Origin of the sequence: Flagellimonas nanhaiensis (genome assembly GCF_003382275.1) — a bacterium.
GTDB classification, from domain to species: Bacteria; Bacteroidota; Bacteroidia; order Flavobacteriales; family Flavobacteriaceae; genus Flagellimonas; species Flagellimonas nanhaiensis.
The window spans coordinates 143,935-163,761 of the sequence record NZ_QTJX01000005.1; the positions used below are offsets into that span (position 1 = coordinate 143,935).

Genomic DNA, 19,827 nt, shown 5'->3' on the forward strand with positions numbered 1-19,827 from the left:
ATAGAAAAAAGTACTTCGGTTTTTTGTTTTGGTTGTTAGTTTTATGAAGCGCCTATCTTAAATTTGTGATGCCCATAAATTAACCCCTTAGGTTATGCTTTTATCACGACCTTTGGGTTTGAACACAGCGAAGTAAATTAAACCAAAACCATTCATGCATCAGTCTAAACGTTTAGAGGAGTTCAAAAAATCGGTCACTAACAAGTTCAATATCTACAATAGTTTGTTTTTGAGCTTGCCTTACCAGAATGTTGAAAACGTAGGGATGCTGATTCCACTACTTTTTGATCAATGTGAAAAAGGACTTAAGGCCGGAAAAAATCCACAGGAAATATTGGAAACCTTCTTCACCAACTTTATTGGAATGAAGGATGAAAGGGAACGATTGGATTTTATGTTCAGGGTCATTCAATATGTTGAAAGACAGGTTGTGCTTTATGACAGTGTGGAAGATTCCGCTTTTCCCGAGCTTCAAAAATATTCCCCTTCGCTTTCCATTAAAGATTATTTTGAATTGGTGAATAGGACCAAAAACTGGGATAAAGTATCTAAAAAGCTCTCTTCATTTAGTGCGCGAATTGTACTTACTGCCCACCCTACACAATTTTACACTCCCGCTGTCTTGGATATTATAGCTGAGCTCCACTCCTTGATCAATGAGGATAGGATACACGATATTGACCTTACCCTCCAACAATTGGGACTCACCTCATTGGTGAATGCCAAAAAACCTACCCCGTTGGATGAGGCCAAGAATATCATCTACATTCTACGACATACCTATTATGATGCGGTTGGAGAACTTTTTCAATATGTAAAGAGTAACATCCATGAGGAGGACTTTGACAATTATCGACTTATTAAACTTGGATTCTGGCCGGGTGGTGATAGAGATGGTAACCCTTTTGTAACTGCAAAAATCACCAAACAAGTGGCAGAGGAGCTTAGGCTCACCCTAATGAAGTGCTACTACAACGAGTTGAAGGAATTGCGCAGAAAGCTTACGTTCAAGGGACTTCAAGATGACCTTAACAAGTTGAGCAACAAACTCTATAAGGCTATGTTCGATGCAAATGCTTCTATAGGGTATGAGGAGATCATAACCCGTTTGGAAGCAATCAAAGACAAGCTGGCTTCAGATTATCATGAACTCTACTTGGACCGATTAGACCAATTTATTGATAAGGTCCACATATTCAAGACCCATTTTGCAAGTCTTGATATTAGGCAGGACCATAGTAAACATAAATTGGCGGTACGGGCTATATTGAAACAACAAGGTGCCATTCAGGAAGATTTAGCCGAATTGGAGCAAACGGAGATGCTCCATTGGCTATTGGAGAAAAATTTAAAGTTAAATCCAAAGGATTTTGATGAAGAAATAGTGGCCGATACCATTTCCAATATTCAACAGCTAAAAGAGATTCAGGGTAAAAACGGCGAGGAAGGATGTAATCGATATATCATCAGTAATTCTGAAGATATTTATGCCGTACTTTTCGTTTTTGCATTATTTCGATGGAGTGGATGGAAAACGGATGAGATAACTTTTGATATCATCCCACTTTTTGAGACCATGAAGGGAATGGATGCTGCAGAAGAGGTTATGCAAACTTTGTTCGATACGCCAATCTACCGTAAACATTTAGAACAAAGAAAAGATTCCCATACCATAATGCTGGGCTTCTCGGATGGTACAAAAGATGGAGGCTATCTAAAGGCCAACTGGTCCATTCTTAAGACCAAGGAAACTTTGAGCAAAGTGTGCAAGAAAAATGGAATCAAGGCTATTTTCTTTGATGGTAGGGGAGGACCGCCTGCCAGGGGTGGTGGTAAGACCCATCGCTTTTACTCTTCTCAGACCAACGACGTGGCCAATCACGAAATACAATTGACCATTCAGGGGCAGACCATAACCAGTACCTATGGTACCAAAGCGCAATTCATGCATAATTCCGAGCAGCTGTTGACCGCGGGATTGAGCAATAATCTTTTTGGAAAAGAACATACCATTTCAGCAGCCCAAAGAAAGTTGATTGAAGAACTCTCAGAATTGAGTTTCAGTAAATATGATGCATTAAAGCAGCATGAAAAGTTCATTCCGTATCTGGAACATAGAAGCACCTTAAAATACTACACCAAGGCCAATATTGGTAGTAGGCCCGGAAAACGAGGCAATAAAGAGCGATTGACCCTGTCCGACCTACGGGCCATTTCTTTTGTAGGCTCCTGGAGCCAGTTGAAACAAAATGTACCAGGATACTTTGGTCTGGGCTCGGCCATACTAAAACTGAAGGAAGAGGGCAGATTGCGCGAGGTGAAGAAACTTTACAAGGATGTGCCATTCTTTAGAGCGCTCATGCACAACAGTATGATGTCTTTGGCCAAAACCAATTTTGATCTTACCAGCTATATGAAGGACGATTCCGAATACGGAGAGTTCTGGAATATTTTGAACGATGAGTTCCAATTGTCTAAAAAAATGCTCTTGCAGATTTCTGGACTTAAAATATTAATGGAAGACGAAGAAGTTTCAAGGGAGTCCGTGAAGATTAGGGAAAAAATTGTGTTGCCACTTTTGGTAATTCAGCAAAATGCATTGTACCATATTACGCAGAACTCCGAGTTCAGGGAACTTTATGAAAAAATCGTTACTCGATCCCTGTATGGTAATATTAACGCTAGTAGAAATTCTGCATAAGAGTTAGGAACCTTATTTTTGAATTTTCAATTCAAATTTTTGAGTACAAAACCATTTTTGCACACACATCCCTACGAGCCTTTTATATACCCAGAGGCCACCAAACTCATTGTTGGGACCTTGCCTCCTCCCAGGTTCACCACAGGTGAGCTAAAACCAGAAGATGTGGATTTCTGTTATGGCAGCTGCAACGGAATGCTTTGGCCCATTTTAGACCGAATCTTTGGCCTTGGGCTAAAATTTGAGACTACTATGGAAGCTGTTGCCCAGCGTAAGAATTTTTTGTTGGAACAAAAGATCGGCGTTTGCGATATTGTCCACAGCGCTGAACGTCAAAAAATAGATGCTTCCGATTTGGGGATGCAAAACGTTAAGCTTCGGGATTTGGTAGGTTACTTGAAGAAATACCCAAATCTAGAAACTGTTCTGTTCATGGGTGGCAATAGCAAAAATGGTCCTGAATATTTTTTCAGAAAACAATTGAAAGAGTACAAACTACCCTTGGAAGTAATTTCAGATACCGTGCCCAGAATCCACCAAGTTGAGATTGATGGCCGAATAGTAAAAACAGTTTCCTTGACTGCACCATCTGGAGCGGCCAATAGAGCAGTGGGTAGCTTGCAATTGTATAAAGACCTAAAAAATAAAAACCCTGAATTCAATACGTTGGATTTCAGGGTAATGCAGTATAGAGATTTCTTCTAATTCATCGAGCTGCTCAAAATCCCGTAAAAAGCTTTGATACCATAGGCCAACTGACCAATCTTCAAGTTTTCATTAGGACTGTGTTGATTATTGTCCGCGTTCACCATGGGAACAACAAATGCTGGAATCTTCAATTCGTTGATGAAGGCAGCAATTGGGACTGTTCCGCCCATAGTCCTGATTTGAATGACCTCTTTTCCAAAGGAACTTTTTAAGGTTTGGGCCAAGAATTGCCCATATGGGTTGTTTAAGTCGGTTCTAAAAGCATCGGTGACACTTCCTTCGGTTACCTTCACAATCTTTTCATGGGCCATACGCTCTTCCTTGGATGGAACATGGTCAACTATAAAATAACCTTGTTTGCTGATATAGTTTTTGACCAATTTTTTTAATCGATTTCCATCGGTTTCCACCACCAAACGAAGATCCAATTCGGCCGTAGCACTTTCTGGGACTATGGTACGAGCCTTATCGCCGACCCATCCTGAGCCAAGCCCACGTATGTTCAAGGAAGGATACTGTAGGGCTTCTTGATAGGAATTGCCCACTTTCTCCGCAGATTTAAACTGTAGTTTTTCGGCAATGGCCTCATTGCTATCAGGCACACTTTGCAAAACTTCTTTGACCGAGTCATCTATGGTAATGCCATCATAATACCCTGGAATGGTCACCCTTCCATCGGTATCCTTCATACCGCTCAAAAGTTGAGCCAGTTGAAACCCAGGATTTGGAGCATAATTGCCGTAGTGACCACTATGTTGAGGTTTTATTGGTCCAAAAGTGGTCAAAGTAAGTGTGGTGATGCCGCGACACCCGTACACAATTGTCGGTTCTTCCGAAGAATGCATCGGTCCATCTACGATGACCAAAAAATCCGCTTCCAACAATTCCCGATATTGTTTAACTGCCTTGGGGAGAGGTTTGCTGCTTTTTTCTTCCTCACCATCCAAAATCACCTTAATATTGAATGGTATTTCCTTGCCTTCTTTTTTTAAAAGATCAATGGTGTTCAAGAGCATCACAATTGGACCTTTGTCATCTGAAGTGGAACGTCCAAAAAGCCTCCAATCGTAATTGATATCATCATCCAATTGGTCAAAAGGAATGGTTTTAAAACCATCACCTTCATTGGATTTGAGCACAACATCATAAGGATTGGGTTGGTCCCATTTGGAAGGATCTACAGATTGACCGTCCAAATGCATATAAACGAGTATGGTAGGCTTATCGTCTTCTATTGGAAACGCAGCAAAGAACAGTGGAAGATTTTCTGTTTCCAGCACTGCGGTATTAAACCCACGCTCCCCAAATTTACGTTTTAACCAAAGGATGTTATCGTCAATATCATCTGCATTCAAGGCATCATTGGGAATGGCAACAAAATCCCTCAATTCTGTAATGGCGTGGGCCACCTGGGATTTAATGGCCATGTCATCTTGGGCAAAAATTGAAGTTGTGAGTAATAATGACAGTAAAAAGAAAACTTTTTTCATAGTCGATAGTAGGGTTAATTCCGGGGGTGAAATTAACGAATTCCCTGCACAAACTCCGCAATTTGTCCAACTCCTTTTTCGGTCAAATGTTTGATGAAAGCTGAACCTATGATCGCTCCTTTTGTTTTTTCCGTAGCCTGAAGAAATGTATCGGAATTACTGATTCCAAACCCAACAATTTGAGGGTTTTTCAGGTCCATGGCACTAATGCGTTCAAAATAAGTTTGTTGTTCATCCCCAAAGCCTTGTTTGGCACCTGTGGTACTGGCGGAACTTACCATATAAATAAACCCATCGGAAGCTTCATCAATGGCACGGATTCTTTCTTCGCTGGTCTGTGGGGTAATCAGAAAGACATTGATTAAGCCATATTCTTTAAAAAGGGCTTCATATTCTTCCTGGTAAACATCAAGAGGTAAATCTGGTAAAATAATACCGTCAATTCCAATTTCCTGGCATTTTTTACAAAATTCTTCCACTCCATATTGCAACACGGGGTTAAAATATCCCATCATTACGAGGGGAATTGATACTGTTTTTCTGATATCCTTCAATTGCTCAAAGAGCAAAGCGGTATGCATTCCGTTTTTTAAAGCTTGGGTAGAGCTGTCCTGAATTGTAGGTCCATCCGCCAATGGATCACTGAAAGGAAGACCAATTTCAATCATATCCACCCCATTTTTTTCCAGATCTTGGATTATGGAAACGGTGTCGTCCAAATTGGGATAACCGGCCGTGAAATATATGGACAGGAGTTTTTTATTTTCTCGAAGTTTTTCTTGTATTCTGTTCATTTTTCCGTTTAGTCATTCCGAACTTGTTTCGGAATCTTTTGGTTTATTGTTTGATGTGATGCTGAAACCAGTTCAGCATGACGTTTTATAATTTGAAATAATCAATATAGTTCTTTAAATCCTTATCTCCACGACCGGAGAGATTGACCACTACCACATCTGATGGTTTAAATTTTTTGTCCTCAAAAATGGCCAAAGCGTGTGATGATTCAATAGCGGGAATGATACCTTCTAATTGACAAAGCCCTAGTCCGGCGGTCATGGCATCATCATCCGTGATGGATATAAATTCGGCACGGCCAGATTTATACAAATGAGCATGCATTGGCCCCACACCTGGGTAGTCAAGTCCTGCCGATATGGAGTAGGGCTCAGTGATTTGTCCATCCTGGGTCTGCATCAAAAGGGTTTTGCTACCGTGTATGATTCCGACTTTACCCAAGGCAGAGGTAGCTGCACTTTCACCGGTATCAATTCCTTTTCCTGCCGCCTCCACAGCTATGATCCCTACATCCGGATTGTCCAAATAATGATAAAAAGCCCCGGCAGCATTACTTCCGCCACCCACACAGGCTACAACATAGTCTGGATTTTCGGTTCCTTCTTTTTCCAAGAGTTGGGACTGTATTTCTTTAGAAATAACCGACTGGAATCTGGCCACCATATCTGGATAGGGGTGAGGCCCCACGACCGAGCCAATAATATAATGAGTGTCCACAGGATTGTTGATCCAATCCCTGATGGCTTCATTGGTGGCATCTTTTAAGGTTCTACTTCCCGAAAGTGCCGGTCTTACCTCGGCACCCAACATCTTCATTCTGGCCACGTTGGGAGCTTGACGTGCTATATCTATTTCACCCATGTAGACCACGCATTCAATCCCCATTAAAGCGCAGACCGTAGCTGTGGCCACTCCATGCTGACCTGCACCGGTCTCAGCAATGATTCGGTTTTTGCCCAATTTTTTGGCCATCAATATCTGCCCAATAGTGTTGTTGACCTTATGCGCTCCGGTGTGGCAGAGATCTTCTCGTTTTAAATAGATTTTGGTGTTGTACTTTTCTGATAAGCGTTTGGCAAAGTATAGTGGGGTGGGTCGGCCTACGTAATCCTTCAATAATTGATCGAACTCTTCTTGAAAAGAAGGTTCTGCCATGATCTTGAGGTAGTTTTGACGTAATTCCTCGCAATTGGGATACAGCATTTCTGGGATGAAAGCACCTCCGAACTCGCCATAATAACCTTTTTTGTTAACGTGATAGCTCATAGTTGATCTTCAATTAGCAATTCTTTAAACTTTTTCAATGCTTCTATATTTTTTAAACCAGGTTCGGTCTCGAACCTGCTGTTGACATCAATGGCATAACAATATTGGGAAGCAGGACTGGCCAAAAAATCTTCCAATTTTTCTGTCGAATCCAACCCGATACCTCCACTTAAAAAATAGGGTTTAGATGAAGGATAATCCTTTAGGATGGACCAGTCAAACGTATACCCGTTCCCTCCAGGTAGCTTCCCTTTGGTGTCGAACAAGAAGTAATCGCACACTGTTTCATATGCTTTGAGGATGGAGAAATCAAATTCATCTTTTATTGAAAAAACCTTGATGATTTCAAGTGATGTCAGGTTGAGCGCAGTCGAAACCTCTTTTGTTTCATCACCTTTCTTTTTTCTCGAATCCGCCCGAAATGACAGAAAGTTGTTTTTTAATTCCATACAAAACGCTGGACTTTCTTTGCCATGTAATTGCACGGCATCCAACTGGTGTTCTTTCACTTTTTCCAAAACTTCCTCCACGCTGGCATCTACAAAAACTCCAACTTTTTTGATGGATTTAGGCAATTCTGGTACCCTTCCATCAAAATAGCGGGTAGATGGCTCCCAGAAAATGAAACCCAGATAATCCGGTTGCAATTTTGCAACTTCTTCCGGATTGTATTTCATGCCGCAAACCTTTAGTTTCATATTTTATTTTTTTGTCATTTCGAACGAAAGTGAGAAATCTAACCTAAAGATTTCTCAATCGCTTTGCTCATTTCGAGATGACAGTTCATTCATACTAGTTGACTTATAAACTCTTTTGCATGCTTACCGGGATCATTTGTTTTCATGAAGTTTTCGCCTATCAAAAAACCTTGATATCCGTAGGGTTGCAATTCCTTAATGGCTTCTACTGTGCTGATGCCACTTTCGGATACTTTGACAAAATCGTTCGGAATTTTTTCTGAAAGATTTTTGCTGGTTTCCAAGCTTACCTCAAAAGTTTTAAGATTTCGGTTGTTGACCCCCAGCATGTCCAAACTGGGCATGATAGATTTTTGCAGTTCTTCCTCATTGTGCACTTCCAGAAGTACATCCAACCCTAAACTCTTTGCTGTTTCTGAAAGCACTTTGATTTCAGTTCTATTTAGGATGGCAGCAATCAATAGAATAACATCGGCACCATGCGCCCTAGCTTCCAGAATCTGGTATTCATCTATGATGAATTCTTTTCTCAGCAAGGGAATATTGGCTGAAGCCCTGGCCAACAACAAATCGTCCAATGAGCCTCCAAAATATTTTCCATCTGTTAACACCGACATACCGCAAACACCAGCCGATTCGTAACCTTTGGCAACGTCTTGAACGTTTAAATCTTGATTGATGACTGACTTTGAAGGGGAACGACGTTTATGCTCGGCGATTATCCCTGAAGTACTATTTTGAAGTGCTGAGGCCAGGGAAACCGTATTTCGCTCCATTAAAACCGACTTTTCCAACTGCGAAACAGGAATCAGAGATTTTTTTAAATCAACTTCCTTGCGTTTATCCGCTACTATTTTGTCTAGTATGTTCATAAGTTTTGTCATTTCGACATGAGCAAAGCGATTGAGAAATCTTTTTTTGAAGAGATGTCTCACATTCGTTCGACATGACAGCTAGTTTTTACTTATTTCTTGCAATTTTTTCAATGCTTCTAAACCATTTCCTCCCAACAAAGATTCTTTGGCTTTTTCAAATCCTTGTTTTGGAGTCAAACCTTCAACGGTTGCAATTGCGACCCCGGCATTTGCGCAGACCACACTGTTTTGGGCCTCTGTTCCCTTTCCCTGTAATATTTGCATGAAAATCTGAGCCGATTCTGCCACATCATCACCGCCGATAATTTCTTCTTGGGTAATTTTTTGAACGCCAAAATCGCTTGGAGCCAAAATTCCTTCGGAATTGTTGGATATGGTCTTAGTATCACCTGTAAGCGAAATTTCATCGTACCCGTCCAGGGCATGTAATACTGTAAAATTTTTATCTGTGTTTTGGTAGAGGTAACCGTACATTCTGGCCAATTCCAAATTGAAGACACCAACCATTTGGTTTTTGGGAAATGCCGGGTTTACCATGGGCCCCAACATATTAAAAAAGGTCTTTACAGCTAATTCCCTTCGGATGGGAGCTACATTTTTCATGGCAGGGTGGAACAGCGGGGCGTGCAGCACACAAATTCCGGCTTCATCGATACTTTTTTTAAGGAAATCGGCCTCATTACTGAACTTAATTCCCAAAAATTCCATCACATTGCTACTTCCACATTTAGAGGAAACCCCATAATTACCGTGTTTGGTCACTTTGATTCCCGCTCCTGCGGTAACAAAGGAGGCCAATGTGGAAATATTGAACGTGTCTTTTCCATCGCCACCAGTACCACAAAGGTCGATGGGATTATAATCAGATAGGTCAACGGCAAGACAAAGCTCCAACAGTGCATCCCTAAAGCCTTCCAGCTCTTCAATAGTGATGCTTCGCATCATGTAAACCGTTAGAAAAGCGGCTATTTGGGAAGTGTTGTAATCTCCTTTGGCAATATTGACCAAAATCTGTTTGGCATCTGCCTTGGACAGTATTTCGTGATTAATGAGTCTATTGAGTGTTGCTTTCATACTTTATAGTATTCAGATGTGAGAGTTGAGTATTGAGAATTTTGAGCGAATATGCTATCTCAATACCCAATATTTAATGCTCACTTCTTATTTTCTAACCAATTTTTTAGCATTTGTTTTCCTTGAGGGGTCAGTACTGATTCTGGATGAAACTGCACTGCTGTAACATCATAAGTTTTGTGCCTGAGTGACATAATTTGACCATTTTCGTCTACCGAAGTGGCCTCTAAGCTATCGGGCAAATCTGAATGGACCACCCAAGAGTGGTATCGACCTACTTGAATTTCTTTGGGTAAACCCTTGTAAATAATATCATCTTGGGTAACGGTAATGGTGGTCGCAATACCATGATAGACCTGGTCCAGGTTCACAAGGCTTCCTCCAAATACCTCACCAATGGCCTGCTGACCCAAACAGACTCCCAAAATACGTTTGGTAGGAGCATATTTCTTGATGATATCCTTCAATAATCCAGCTTCGTCCGGAATTCCAGGACCAGGGGATAGTACAATCTCATCAAAAGGCTCTACTTCGTCCAAGGTCAGTTGGTCGTTTCGTTTTACGGTAACATCACAGTCCAAATCCTCCAGATAGTGCACCAAATTGTAGGTGAAACTATCGTAATTGTCTATCATCAATATCTTTCTCTTCATCTTAGATGGATTCTGCAATTTCCAACGCCTTGGTCAAAGCGCCCAGTTTGTTATAGGTTTCTTGTAATTCCGTTTCAGGGTCTGAGGCGGCTACCAATCCGGCACCTGCCTGGTAGTGCAATTCATGGTTTTTACTTAAAAAAGTACGAATCATGATAGCATGGTTAAAGTTGCCTTTAAAATCCATGAATCCGATTGCACCGCCATAATAGGCGCGGCCTGTTTTTTCATATTTTTCTATCAATTGCATGGCCATATGTTTGGGTGCCCCGCTTAAGGTGCCCGCAGGAAAGGTATCTGCCACAATTTTCATGGTAGGGATATCTTTTTTCTTTTGGCCGGTTACCTTGGAGACCAAGTGAATCACATGGGAGAAATATTGCACTTCGCGATAGGTTTCCACATTGACTGCGTTACCATTTCGGCTAAGATCATTACGGGCTAGATCTACCAGCATTACGTGTTCACTGTTTTCTTTTTCATCTTGGGCCAGTTCTTTGGCCAGTTCCGCATCTTTTTCATCATTTCCGGTTCTTTTGTATGTGCCGGCAATGGGATGAATTTCGGCTTTTCCATCTTTCACGATCAATTGCGCTTCAGGCGAGCTACCGAAAATTTTGAAATTCCCATAATCAAAATAGAAAAGGTAAGGAGAAGGGTTAATAGAGCGCAATGCTCGGTACACGTTAAATTCATCACCTTTAAAACCTTGGGAAAATCGTCTGGATAATACCAATTGGAAAACGTCTCCCCGTTGACAATGCTTTTTGGCCAAGGCCACATGTTCTTTATACTCTTCGTCCTTTAGGTTGGATTTTGGTGCACCTTCCTTTGAGAAATTATATGAGGCGAAATTTCTAACGGTGAAGAGCTGCTCTATTTCATCCACATTACTTTCGTTGTCGTAACAATGTGCAAACAGGTAGGCTTCATTTTTAAAATGGTTGATGGCGATGATATTTTGGTAGACCGCATAATAGATATCCGGAATATTGATGGAATCCTCTTTTTTGGAAATCTCCACATCTTCAAAATAGCGAACGGCATCATAGGACATATAACCGAAGAGACCATTATATATGAATTTGAAACCGTTCTGGGTTACAGAAAACCGCTTCCCGAAGTTATGGATCGTATCGGTTACATCAGTTTCAGCGGTAATTTTTGACACTTCTTTGGAACCATCAGGAAACTTTTGGGTAATAGTGTCATTCTCCACTTTAATATGGGCAATAGGATTGCAGCAGATGTAGGAAAAGCTATTATCGTTGGCATGATAGTCACTACTTTCCAAAAGAATGCTGTTGGGAAATTTATCCCGAATTTTCAGGTAGACACTCACGGGAGTAATGGTGTCCGCCAGAATTTTTTTGTAATGTGTTTTTAATTGATATTTCATTTTTGTTTCTATTTCCACGAAGGTGGAAAGCTATTTTAGTTAATCAAAGAAATAGGTTAAGTCTTCCCAATTTGGATTAAAATCATTGATTAGGTTGATTTTCCAGTTTCTATTCCATTTTTTAAGTTGTTTTTCTCTTTTTATTGCAGGCATGGGAAACTTGAATTTTTCGTAGTATACCAAAAGATTGAGGTTGTACTTACTGGCAAATTTACTTCCCGCCCCACGCTTATGTCTATACATTCTCTTTTTCAAATCATTGGTATAACCTATATAAATAGTTCCCATTTTTTTGTTGGATATTATGTAGACATAAAAATTCATTTTGTAATCTTAAGATTTCCGCCTTTGCGGAAACAAGAACTAAAGTTCTTTAAAAGAAAAAGGCCTGTCGTGATGACAAGCCTTTTGTATTGTTACAATGGGGACTAGCTCACGACATTTGACGTAAGTTGATCCACCACCAAGTATTTACTGTTCTGTTATTCATTGCCTCAAAGATAGAAAGGAAATTATAACTTGCAAATTTTGTTTTGTGAAATTAAAAAATCCCACCTGACAAAGCATCAGATGGGATTTTCAAACACTAAACACAGCTGATTACATCTGCAAATCAACAACCAAGTCGAACTCGTCGTAAATGGTCTTGTCCCCCAAGTTTTCAAAGAAACTTCCGGAACCATATCTTACGTCGTATTTTGCACGGTCAACTTTCAAAGTGGCAGTAGCTTTACTTCCATAAATGGAAACATCAAAAGTTACAGGTTTGGTAATCCCTTTAATGGTAAGGTCTCCGGTTACCTGATAAGAATTCTTTCCTGAAGCTTTTACTTTGGTAAAAACCAATTTGGAAGTTGGATTGGAAGCCGTTGAGAAGAAGTCATCGGATTTTAAATGTCCTTCCAATTTGCCTTTGTACTCCCCTTCAAGATCGGTATTGGCAATCGTGGTCATATCCACCTCAAACTCACCACCTACCAATTTGTCTCCATCAAATTCCAAGGATCCTGATTTAAGGTCTACGGTACCGGTATGTGATCCTGTTACCTTGTACGCTTTCCAGGTAACTTTGCTCTCACTGGTCTTTATGGCTTTCTTTTCACCATCGATTGGATTGGCAAATGCCGATGATCCAAAAATAACCGCTAGGGCCAAACTTAAAATTGTCTTTTTCATGATTGTGTTTTTAATTGTTCTTGTTTATATGTGTGTAAATAATTCTTCTTTGGATTTTCTTACTTTGGGATAATGCTGGGTTTCATCTTCATCAGACCTGTATCCAATAGGTAGCACAACCGTGGTATTGAGATTTTTTTCGGTAAGACCAAGGATTTTGTTGTATTCATCGGCTTGGAAACCTTCCATGGGGCAGGTATCTATCTTTAATTCAGAAGCTGCTTGCATCACATTGCCCAATGCTATGTATACCTGTCTGGCGGTCCAATTGTTTTTGATATCAACTGGAAGGTCCAATAGATTGGATTTCATAAAATCGGCGTAATCTTTTAGATTTTCCAATGGAACATTCCGGGTCTCGCTTAGATTTTGCACATATCCCTCAATCAATTCTTCGCCAAAATCAGTGGTATTGGCAAATACCAATATGTGAGAGGCATCTGTAATTTGAGATTGGTTCCAAGAATAGGGTCTGAGTTTTTCTTTTAACTCTTGATTGGTGATGACAAACACATGATAGGGTTGTAAGCCATATGAGGAAGCACTCAATCGTGTGGCCTCTAAAATGGTCTCTAAATCTTCATCTGACACTTTTTTGCCAGCATCAAATTTTTTGGTGGCGTATCGCCAGGCTCTATTTTCTAAAACGTTGTTCATTTTTTAGTTTAAAATTTATCCAATAAGTGATTTAATTGTTCTAATTCCTGTTTGTTGAGATTCTTAACAATATTGTTTTCTGCCTCGGCAACAGCTTTGCTCATGTTGGAAAGCGCATCCATCCCTAGTGGAGTAATTACAATTTCAACCTTACGACGGTTAGAAGCACAAATGGACCTACTTACATATTCCTTGGCCAAAAGCTTGTCCACCAAACGAGTGGTATTGCTCATTTTGGTGACCATACGTTCGTTAAGAGTAGATAGATTGGCAGGCTGCCCTTGCTGTCCCCTGAGAATCCGAAGTACGTTGAATTGTTGCAAAGAAATCCCAAAAGGTTTCAATGCATTGCCAATAACCTCATAGACCTTATTGTGCACCAATGTTATATGAATCAGTGTTCTTGGTTCCAAAGGAATTTGTTTTGTAGTCTTTATTGCTTCTTCCACATTCATGTATAAACAATATTTGTATGTACAAATGTATGGTAATGTTTTTAATGAAATGGTATCTTTGACAGATAAAGTTTTGTTAAAAGGTAGGTCTTGCATAGGGCGTTACTTAATTTTATCACTGTAAAACACAGACAATGAAGGGTTTGAAGTCGGTCATAGCTATCGCTATTTTATTATTGACCAGTTGCGGCAACAAGGAAAAACAAGAAACCAAGCATCAACAAGAGGATATGGCACACTATGCGGAAGCAACGTCCATAAATACAGATGACCAGTCTAAATTTCCTATATATGATTTTGAAGGTTTGGAGCCTATGTTACACAGGCAGGATGGTAAAACCTATATCATCAATTTTTGGGCTACCTGGTGCAGGCCTTGTATTGAAGAGATGCCGTACTTTGAACGTGTAAATGCCGAACAAAAAGATAACAATGTAAAGGTTATTTTGGTGAACCTGGATATGCCCAGTATGTGGAAAACGAGGATGGAACCTTATGTTGAAAAAAAGCAGTTAAAATCTGAAATAGTCATTCTTGATGACCCAAAGCAGAGCGAATGGATTTCCAAGATAGATGAGAACTGGGGTGGAGGTATACCAGCTACATTGATCTATAACAAAGAAAAGCGCATGTTTTATCCTCATGGTTTTACCTATGAGGAACTAAATAAGGAGTTGGGCAAATTCGTAAACTAGTCCAAACTGGAAAAGCTTTAGGCTTTGGAATAAACTAAAAAACACAAAAAATAACAAAGTTCTGATCCGGGGTAATGCTCCGGATTTTTATTTTTGCAGAACCTAAAACAGAAAAAATGTCAGATCTATCGCAAGAAGAATGGGCGGAACAACTTAGTAGTGATGCAAACGCCTTTATTTTGGACGTACGTACCGAAGAAGAAGTAGAGGAAGGTTATATCCCAGGAGCAACCAATATTGATATCTATCTAGGACAAGGTTTTTTGGATGAATTGGAAAAATTGGATAAATCCAAAAACTATTATGTCTATTGCAGGTCTGGAAATAGAAGCGGTCAAGCGTGTGCCATTATGAACAGTATTGGTATTGAAAACGCTTATAACCTTGAAGGAGGTTTTATGAACTGGGAAGGCGAAGTATCCGAGTAAAATATGCTTCTTGAATCGGTCATAGCGGAACTGAAACGGAACCGGAAAATATTTCAAGAAACACTATCCGGTATTCCTTTGGAGCTTGTTTATTGGAAGAACAATCCTAAAGATTGGTCGCTATTGGAGATAATTTGTCATTTGGTAGATGAAGAGGTCGAAGATTTCAGGGCCAGGGTAGAGCATACTCTGATCAGACCTAATGAACCTTTAAAGCCCTTTGATCAGATCGCATGGATTGTAGAAAGAAACTACAACGGTCAGGACTTTGATACTATGCTTAAGCGCTTTGACGATGAACGTAGGGAATCTATCACTTGGTTGCGGACCACAAAAGACATGAATTGGGATAACACTATTGAACACCCACAACTAGGAAGTATTTCCGCTCGTTCGTTTCTCTGGAATTGGTTGGCGCATGACTATCATCATATTCGTCAAATCAACAAGATTAAGTACGCATTTTTAAAACAAAGCTCTGGGGATTCATTAAGTTATGCAGGAAAATGGTGATCATTTCACTATTTTAGTTGCATGAAGGAAGACCTACTCCATTTTATATGGAGGTGCGATAAGCTTCAAGGACGACCACTCACCACTACAACCTCTCAAAACATTGTGATTAAAAGACCGGGAACTTTGAATCAAGGTTCTGGTCCTGACTTTTTCAATGCTTTGATTGAGGTTGGCGGCCAACTTTGGGCAGGAAATATAGAAATGCACCTCAAATCTTCGGATTGGTATGCCCACCATCATGAAAGTGATGACAACTATGATAATGTAGTGCTCCACGTGGTTTGGGAAGACGATATTACCATATTCCGAAAGGATGGTAGCCAAATTGAAACTTTGGAACTCAAAAACCATGTGGACCCTGCCTTATTGACAAAGTATCAGGAACTCTTCAATCATTTTAATCCATCCTTTATAAATTGTGAACGCGATTTTCCACAATTCGATTCCCTGCGGGTACATAGCTTTTTGGATCGATTGTATTTGGAAAGGCTGGAACAAAAGTCAAAACTCATTTTTAGCTTGCTAAAAGCCTCGAATAATGACTGGGAAGGAACACTCTTTGTGTTGTTGGCCAAGAGTTTTGGAACCAAGGTAAATGGGGATTTCTTTTTTTATAGGGCCAAAAGTTTGTCATTTTCCATTATTAGAAAAGAATGCCATGATCTTTTGACATTGGAAAGCTTGTTTTTTGGACATTTTGGCCTATTGGTTGAAAAGGACTGTACAGATGGATACTTTCTGAAACTCAAAAAGGAGTATCAGTATTTGACAAGAAAATATGAATTACCCTCAAATTATGACCGGCCAGAGTTTTTTGGATTGAGGCCTTCCAACTTTCCAACCTTGAGGTTATCTCAACTTGCCCAATTGTTTTATCAACAAAAACATCTCTTCTCATTGCTGATGGAGCAAAAACAGTTGAAGAATATATATGAGCTCTTCAATGTTGGGGCCAGTGACTATTGGGATGACCATTTTACCTTTGGTAAACTCTCAAGAAAGAGTAAAAAAAGGTTGACCAAGAAGTTTATTGATCTATTGGTGATCAACGCAGTGATCCCACTAAAATTTTGCTATTCCCAATATATTGGTCAGGACTGGAGCAACCACTTAATTTCCATGGTTTCCGAAGTTAAAAGCGAATCAAATTCCATTATTGCCAATTTTGAGGCTCTCGGCTCTGGTACAGCAAATGCCTTGGAAAGTCAGGCCAAAATTCAATTGTATACCCAGTATTGTTCTAAAAATAAATGCCTGAACTGCGCATTGGGAATGCATTTATTGAATAGAAATACATAATTTTAGCCATGGCTTTGTTTTATGACACGCTCTATTATTTCCAAAAAAGAGGCTTTGAGGTCTGCAGGCGCATCGCGGAACGTTTGGGAATTCGTGCTAGAGTCGTTCGAACATCCTTTATATATTTAACCTTTGTGACCCTAGGCTTTGGTTTTGCCCTTTACCTTTTCATCGCATTTTGGCTAAGGATCAAAGATTTGGTCTACACTAAAAGAACTTCTGTATTTGATCTGTGATTATGTTACGATGGTTTCGATCTAAGATATTTTGGGCAATAGGTTTAATGGCATTTGTACTGCTCTTTGGAGTTGTAGGGTACAAACTTTTGTATGGATTTACCTGGATAGAGGCTATTTACATGACCATTATCACCGTGACCACGGTGGGTTTTGCAGAAGTAAGGCCCCTGGATCCCAATGCTAAAATTTTTACGGTATTTTTAATTGTTACCAGCGTTTTTATATTTGGTTATGCCTTATCGGTGGTTACGGAATATTTATTGGGAAGGAACTCACTTCAAATTTTAAAGAAAAAAAAGGTGAAAAGAGCAATTGGAAACCTGTCAAACCACGTAGTGGTCTGCGGATTTGGAAGAAACGGAATGCAGGCTGCGGAAAAGCTGAGGGCGTATAAAAAGCCCTTTGTGGTCATTGAAAGAGATAAAGAAGTTATAGAACGCCATGAAGATGAGGTATTGTTTGTTGAAGGCGATGCCAATGAGGATGATGTTTTGTTGCAAGCCGGCATAGAGAGGGCCCAGTACTTAATTACTGCAGTGCCCGATGATGCGGCCAATTTGTTCATTGTATTGACAGCAAGACAATTGAACAAGAAACTTTTTATCATCAGTAGAGCTTCACAGATTACTTCCCAAACAAAGTTGGCCTTGGCCGGGGCAGATAAAGTAATCATGCCAGATAAGATAGGAGGGGACCATATGGCTTCACTTGTGGTCATGCCCGATCTGATTACTTTTATGGATAAACTTTCCGTTGAGGGTGAAAACACTACCAATTTGGAAGAAGTTGAAATCGAAGATTTTACCGATCAGATGGATTGTAATTCCATTAGGGATTTAGATCTTCGCAGAAAGACTGGTTGTACCATTATTGGATATATTGATCCCGAAGGCAAATACATCATCAACCCTGAGGCAGACCTTCAATTGGAACCCAAGGGAAAGGTCATAGTTCTGGGAAGACCGGAGCAGATAAAAAAACTCAACCAAATGTTCCAAATAGGGTAGTTTAACAACCCTGAAATTTGATTCCGTTGATTTTTTTTAGGATATTGCCCACTTTACATCAAATTAACATAACCAAATAATTATTATGAAGTATAGACTTCTTACTGCTCTAACCCTTTTCATTCCCTTACTCACTTTTTCCCAAGAAACCGAAGAAATTGGACTAGATCAAAAAATTGATCAAGCCTTTGCTCCGGTTTCCGATTTTTTTAATACCGTCATTTTCTTTGAGATTATGGGGACACCCTTTGTGTTGATCTTATTGGTAGGAAGTGCCCTATTCTTTACACTGTATTTCAAGTTTCCCAATATTAGACATTTCTGGACCGCGATAAATGTGGTTCGAGGAAAATACGATGCTTTGGAAGGTGCTGGAGGCCATGGAGTTGAGAAAGCAGAAGTAAATATTGTTGATGGCGATTTACCAGATACTATCAGGGATGAAAGTCATGAAGGAGAAGTAAGCCATTTTCAAGCATTGGCAACTGCGGTATCCGGTACTGTTGGAAACGGAAACATCGCTGGTGTTGCTTTAGCAATAGCCTTGGGTGGACCTGGAGCTACGTTTTGGATGATTGTCTGTGGTCTTTTAGGTATGTCCACCAAATTTGTGGAGTGTACCTTGGGGGTACAATACAGGGATGTGGATGAAAATGGAGTGGTCTATGGAGGTCCCATGTACTATATAAGTAAAGGACTCAAGAAAAGAGGATTTGTAACCTTGGGTAAAATTGCAGCGGCATTGTTTGCAATTTTCTGTATCGGAGGTTCTTTCGGAGGAGGAAATGCAGCACAGTCCAACCAGGCCACCATTGTGGTTAAAGAGCTTTTTGGTTGGGAAAGCGCAATGGCCGGAACAATTATAGGTGTGGTCTTGGCCGTATTGGTTGGTATCATAATTATTGGTGGAATTAAAAGAATAGCCTCGGTTACCGAGAAGGTGGTGCCGTTCATGGCGTTACTGTACATTTTGGCCTGTCTTTATATCATTTTTGGAAACTTTGGACTTATCGATGATGCTATTTCGTTAATCGTTACCGAGGCATTCAACCCAACTGCTATTGGAGTAGGAGGAGTTATCGGTGTACTTTTGGTAGGCTTTAGAAGAGCTGCGTTCTCAAACGAAGCAGGTGCAGGTTCTGCTTCCATTGCCCACTCGGCAGTTAAAACAAAATATTCAGCATCCGAAGGATTGGTAGCCTTGTTGGAGCCTTTTATTGATACTGTAGTAATTTGTACCATGACCGCGTTGGTGATTATTATCTTTAACTTTGGCGGTGTGTTCGACTACGGAGGTGATGGCACAGGTGTGGTGATGATAGATGGTATGCCTTATGAAGGTGCTGGAATTACTTCAAAAGCATTTGCAGAGTACATACCTTACTCTAACGTATTCCTAACCATTGCAGTGGTGTTATTTGCAGTTTCAACCATGATTTCTTGGTCTTACTACGGTCTTCAGTCCTGGAAGTTCCTTTTTGGAAGAGGAAAGAGAACCGATTTAACATATAAGCTATTGTTTTTGACCTTTGTCATCATAGGAGCTGCGGCAAGTATGGATTCCATCTGGGCATTTTCAGATGCTATGATCTTTGCCATGGTATTCCCAAATATGGTAGGGTTATACTTCCTATTCCCAGAGGTGAAAAAACAATTGGGCAGATATATGGATGCCATACGGGCTTCAAAATAACTC

21 protein-coding genes are annotated in these 19,827 nt (G+C 40.2%); 9 read left to right on the plus strand and 12 right to left on the minus strand.

All coding sequences use genetic code 11. The annotated features are described in order from the left end of the window. Positions 1 to 154: 154 nt before the first annotated feature. Entirely contained in the window at positions 155 to 2,701 is a 2,547-nt protein-coding gene (locus tag DX873_RS16625; protein ID WP_116185613.1) for a phosphoenolpyruvate carboxylase, read from the plus strand. A 39-nt stretch (positions 2,702 to 2,740) separates the two neighbouring features. Beyond that, positions 2,741 to 3,406, plus strand: a complete 666-nt coding sequence (locus DX873_RS16630) for a uracil-DNA glycosylase family protein (RefSeq protein WP_116185666.1) — start codon at positions 2,741 to 2,743, stop codon at positions 3,404 to 3,406. Here DX873_RS16630 and DX873_RS16635 read toward each other — a convergent pair. From DX873_RS16635 to DX873_RS16690, 12 genes are all read right to left on the minus strand, one after another. Further along, entirely contained in the window at positions 3,403 to 4,899 is a 1,497-nt protein-coding gene (locus DX873_RS16635; protein ID WP_116185614.1) for a M20/M25/M40 family metallo-hydrolase, read from the minus strand. The two genes, DX873_RS16630 and DX873_RS16635, sit on opposite strands and share 4 nt — an antisense overlap. A 32-nt stretch (positions 4,900 to 4,931) precedes the next feature. Next, complete coding sequence (gene trpA, locus DX873_RS16640) at positions 4,932 to 5,693, minus strand: tryptophan synthase subunit alpha (RefSeq protein ID WP_116185615.1); 762 nt, start codon at positions 5,691 to 5,693, stop codon at positions 4,932 to 4,934. A gap of 85 nt (positions 5,694 to 5,778) precedes the next feature. After that, positions 5,779 to 6,960, minus strand: coding sequence for a tryptophan synthase subunit beta (trpB, locus tag DX873_RS16645; RefSeq protein WP_116185616.1), 1,182 nt, complete (start codon positions 6,958 to 6,960; stop codon positions 5,779 to 5,781). Beyond that, positions 6,957 to 7,658: a phosphoribosylanthranilate isomerase gene (locus DX873_RS16650; protein ID WP_116185617.1), complete on the minus strand. Its 702-nt coding sequence runs from the start codon at positions 7,656 to 7,658 to the stop codon at positions 6,957 to 6,959. Before DX873_RS16650 ends, trpB begins: the two co-directional genes overlap by 4 nt. An 89-nt stretch (positions 7,659 to 7,747) precedes the next feature. Beyond that, a complete protein-coding gene (gene trpC, locus DX873_RS16655; protein ID WP_116185618.1) occupies positions 7,748 to 8,530 on the minus strand; it encodes an indole-3-glycerol phosphate synthase TrpC in 783 nt (260 codons plus the stop codon). A gap of 81 nt (positions 8,531 to 8,611) precedes the next feature. Further along, positions 8,612 to 9,607, minus strand: a complete 996-nt coding sequence (gene trpD, locus DX873_RS16660) for an anthranilate phosphoribosyltransferase (protein WP_116185619.1) — start codon at positions 9,605 to 9,607, stop codon at positions 8,612 to 8,614. 80 nt (positions 9,608 to 9,687) lie between these two features. Continuing rightward, positions 9,688 to 10,260: an anthranilate synthase component II gene (locus DX873_RS16665; RefSeq protein WP_116185620.1), complete on the minus strand. Its 573-nt coding sequence runs from the start codon at positions 10,258 to 10,260 to the stop codon at positions 9,688 to 9,690. Between the two features lies 1 nt (position 10,261). Continuing rightward, the gene (locus tag DX873_RS16670) at positions 10,262 to 11,659 is read right to left on the minus strand and encodes an anthranilate synthase component I family protein (protein WP_116185667.1); all 1,398 of its coding nucleotides are present in this window, start codon (positions 11,657 to 11,659) and stop codon (positions 10,262 to 10,264) included. 39 nt (positions 11,660 to 11,698) lie between these two features. Further along, entirely contained in the window at positions 11,699 to 11,983 is a 285-nt protein-coding gene (locus tag DX873_RS16675; protein WP_116185621.1) for a GIY-YIG nuclease family protein, read from the minus strand. Between the two features lie 276 nt (positions 11,984 to 12,259). Further along, complete coding sequence (locus tag DX873_RS16680) at positions 12,260 to 12,835, minus strand: YceI family protein (RefSeq protein WP_116185622.1); 576 nt, start codon at positions 12,833 to 12,835, stop codon at positions 12,260 to 12,262. A 24-nt stretch (positions 12,836 to 12,859) separates the two neighbouring features. Beyond that, the gene (locus DX873_RS16685; RefSeq protein ID WP_116185623.1) at positions 12,860 to 13,492 is read right to left on the minus strand and encodes an NAD(P)H-dependent oxidoreductase; all 633 of its coding nucleotides are present in this window, start codon (positions 13,490 to 13,492) and stop codon (positions 12,860 to 12,862) included. A gap of 8 nt (positions 13,493 to 13,500) precedes the next feature. Beyond that, a complete protein-coding gene (locus tag DX873_RS16690; protein WP_116185624.1) occupies positions 13,501 to 13,947 on the minus strand; it encodes a MarR family winged helix-turn-helix transcriptional regulator in 447 nt (148 codons plus the stop codon). Positions 13,948 to 14,081: 134 nt separating this feature from the next. Here DX873_RS16690 and DX873_RS16695 point away from each other — a divergent pair, with 134 nt between their 5' ends. The 7 genes from DX873_RS16695 (at position 14,082) to DX873_RS16725 (ending at position 19,824) form a co-directional block, all read left to right on the plus strand. Continuing rightward, the gene (locus DX873_RS16695) at positions 14,082 to 14,642 is read left to right on the plus strand and encodes a TlpA disulfide reductase family protein (protein WP_116185625.1); all 561 of its coding nucleotides are present in this window, start codon (positions 14,082 to 14,084) and stop codon (positions 14,640 to 14,642) included. A 116-nt stretch (positions 14,643 to 14,758) separates the two neighbouring features. Further along, complete coding sequence (locus tag DX873_RS16700; RefSeq protein WP_116185626.1) at positions 14,759 to 15,070, plus strand: rhodanese-like domain-containing protein; 312 nt, start codon at positions 14,759 to 14,761, stop codon at positions 15,068 to 15,070. Positions 15,071 to 15,073: 3 nt separating this feature from the next. Next, entirely contained in the window at positions 15,074 to 15,583 is a 510-nt protein-coding gene (locus DX873_RS16705) for a DinB family protein (RefSeq protein ID WP_116185627.1), read from the plus strand. A 21-nt stretch (positions 15,584 to 15,604) separates the two neighbouring features. Continuing rightward, complete coding sequence (locus DX873_RS16710) at positions 15,605 to 16,885, plus strand: DUF2851 family protein (RefSeq protein WP_116185628.1); 1,281 nt, start codon at positions 15,605 to 15,607, stop codon at positions 16,883 to 16,885. A gap of 8 nt (positions 16,886 to 16,893) precedes the next feature. Further along, on the plus strand, positions 16,894 to 17,121 hold the full coding sequence (locus DX873_RS19120; RefSeq protein WP_116185629.1) for a PspC domain-containing protein: 228 nt from the start codon (positions 16,894 to 16,896) through the stop codon (positions 17,119 to 17,121). A gap of 2 nt (positions 17,122 to 17,123) precedes the next feature. Next, positions 17,124 to 18,131, plus strand: a complete 1,008-nt coding sequence (locus DX873_RS16720; protein ID WP_116185630.1) for a potassium channel family protein — start codon at positions 17,124 to 17,126, stop codon at positions 18,129 to 18,131. Positions 18,132 to 18,216: 85 nt separating this feature from the next. Continuing rightward, on the plus strand, positions 18,217 to 19,824 hold the full coding sequence (locus DX873_RS16725) for an alanine/glycine:cation symporter family protein (protein WP_116185631.1): 1,608 nt from the start codon (positions 18,217 to 18,219) through the stop codon (positions 19,822 to 19,824). The last annotated feature ends 3 nt before the right edge of the window (positions 19,825 to 19,827 follow it).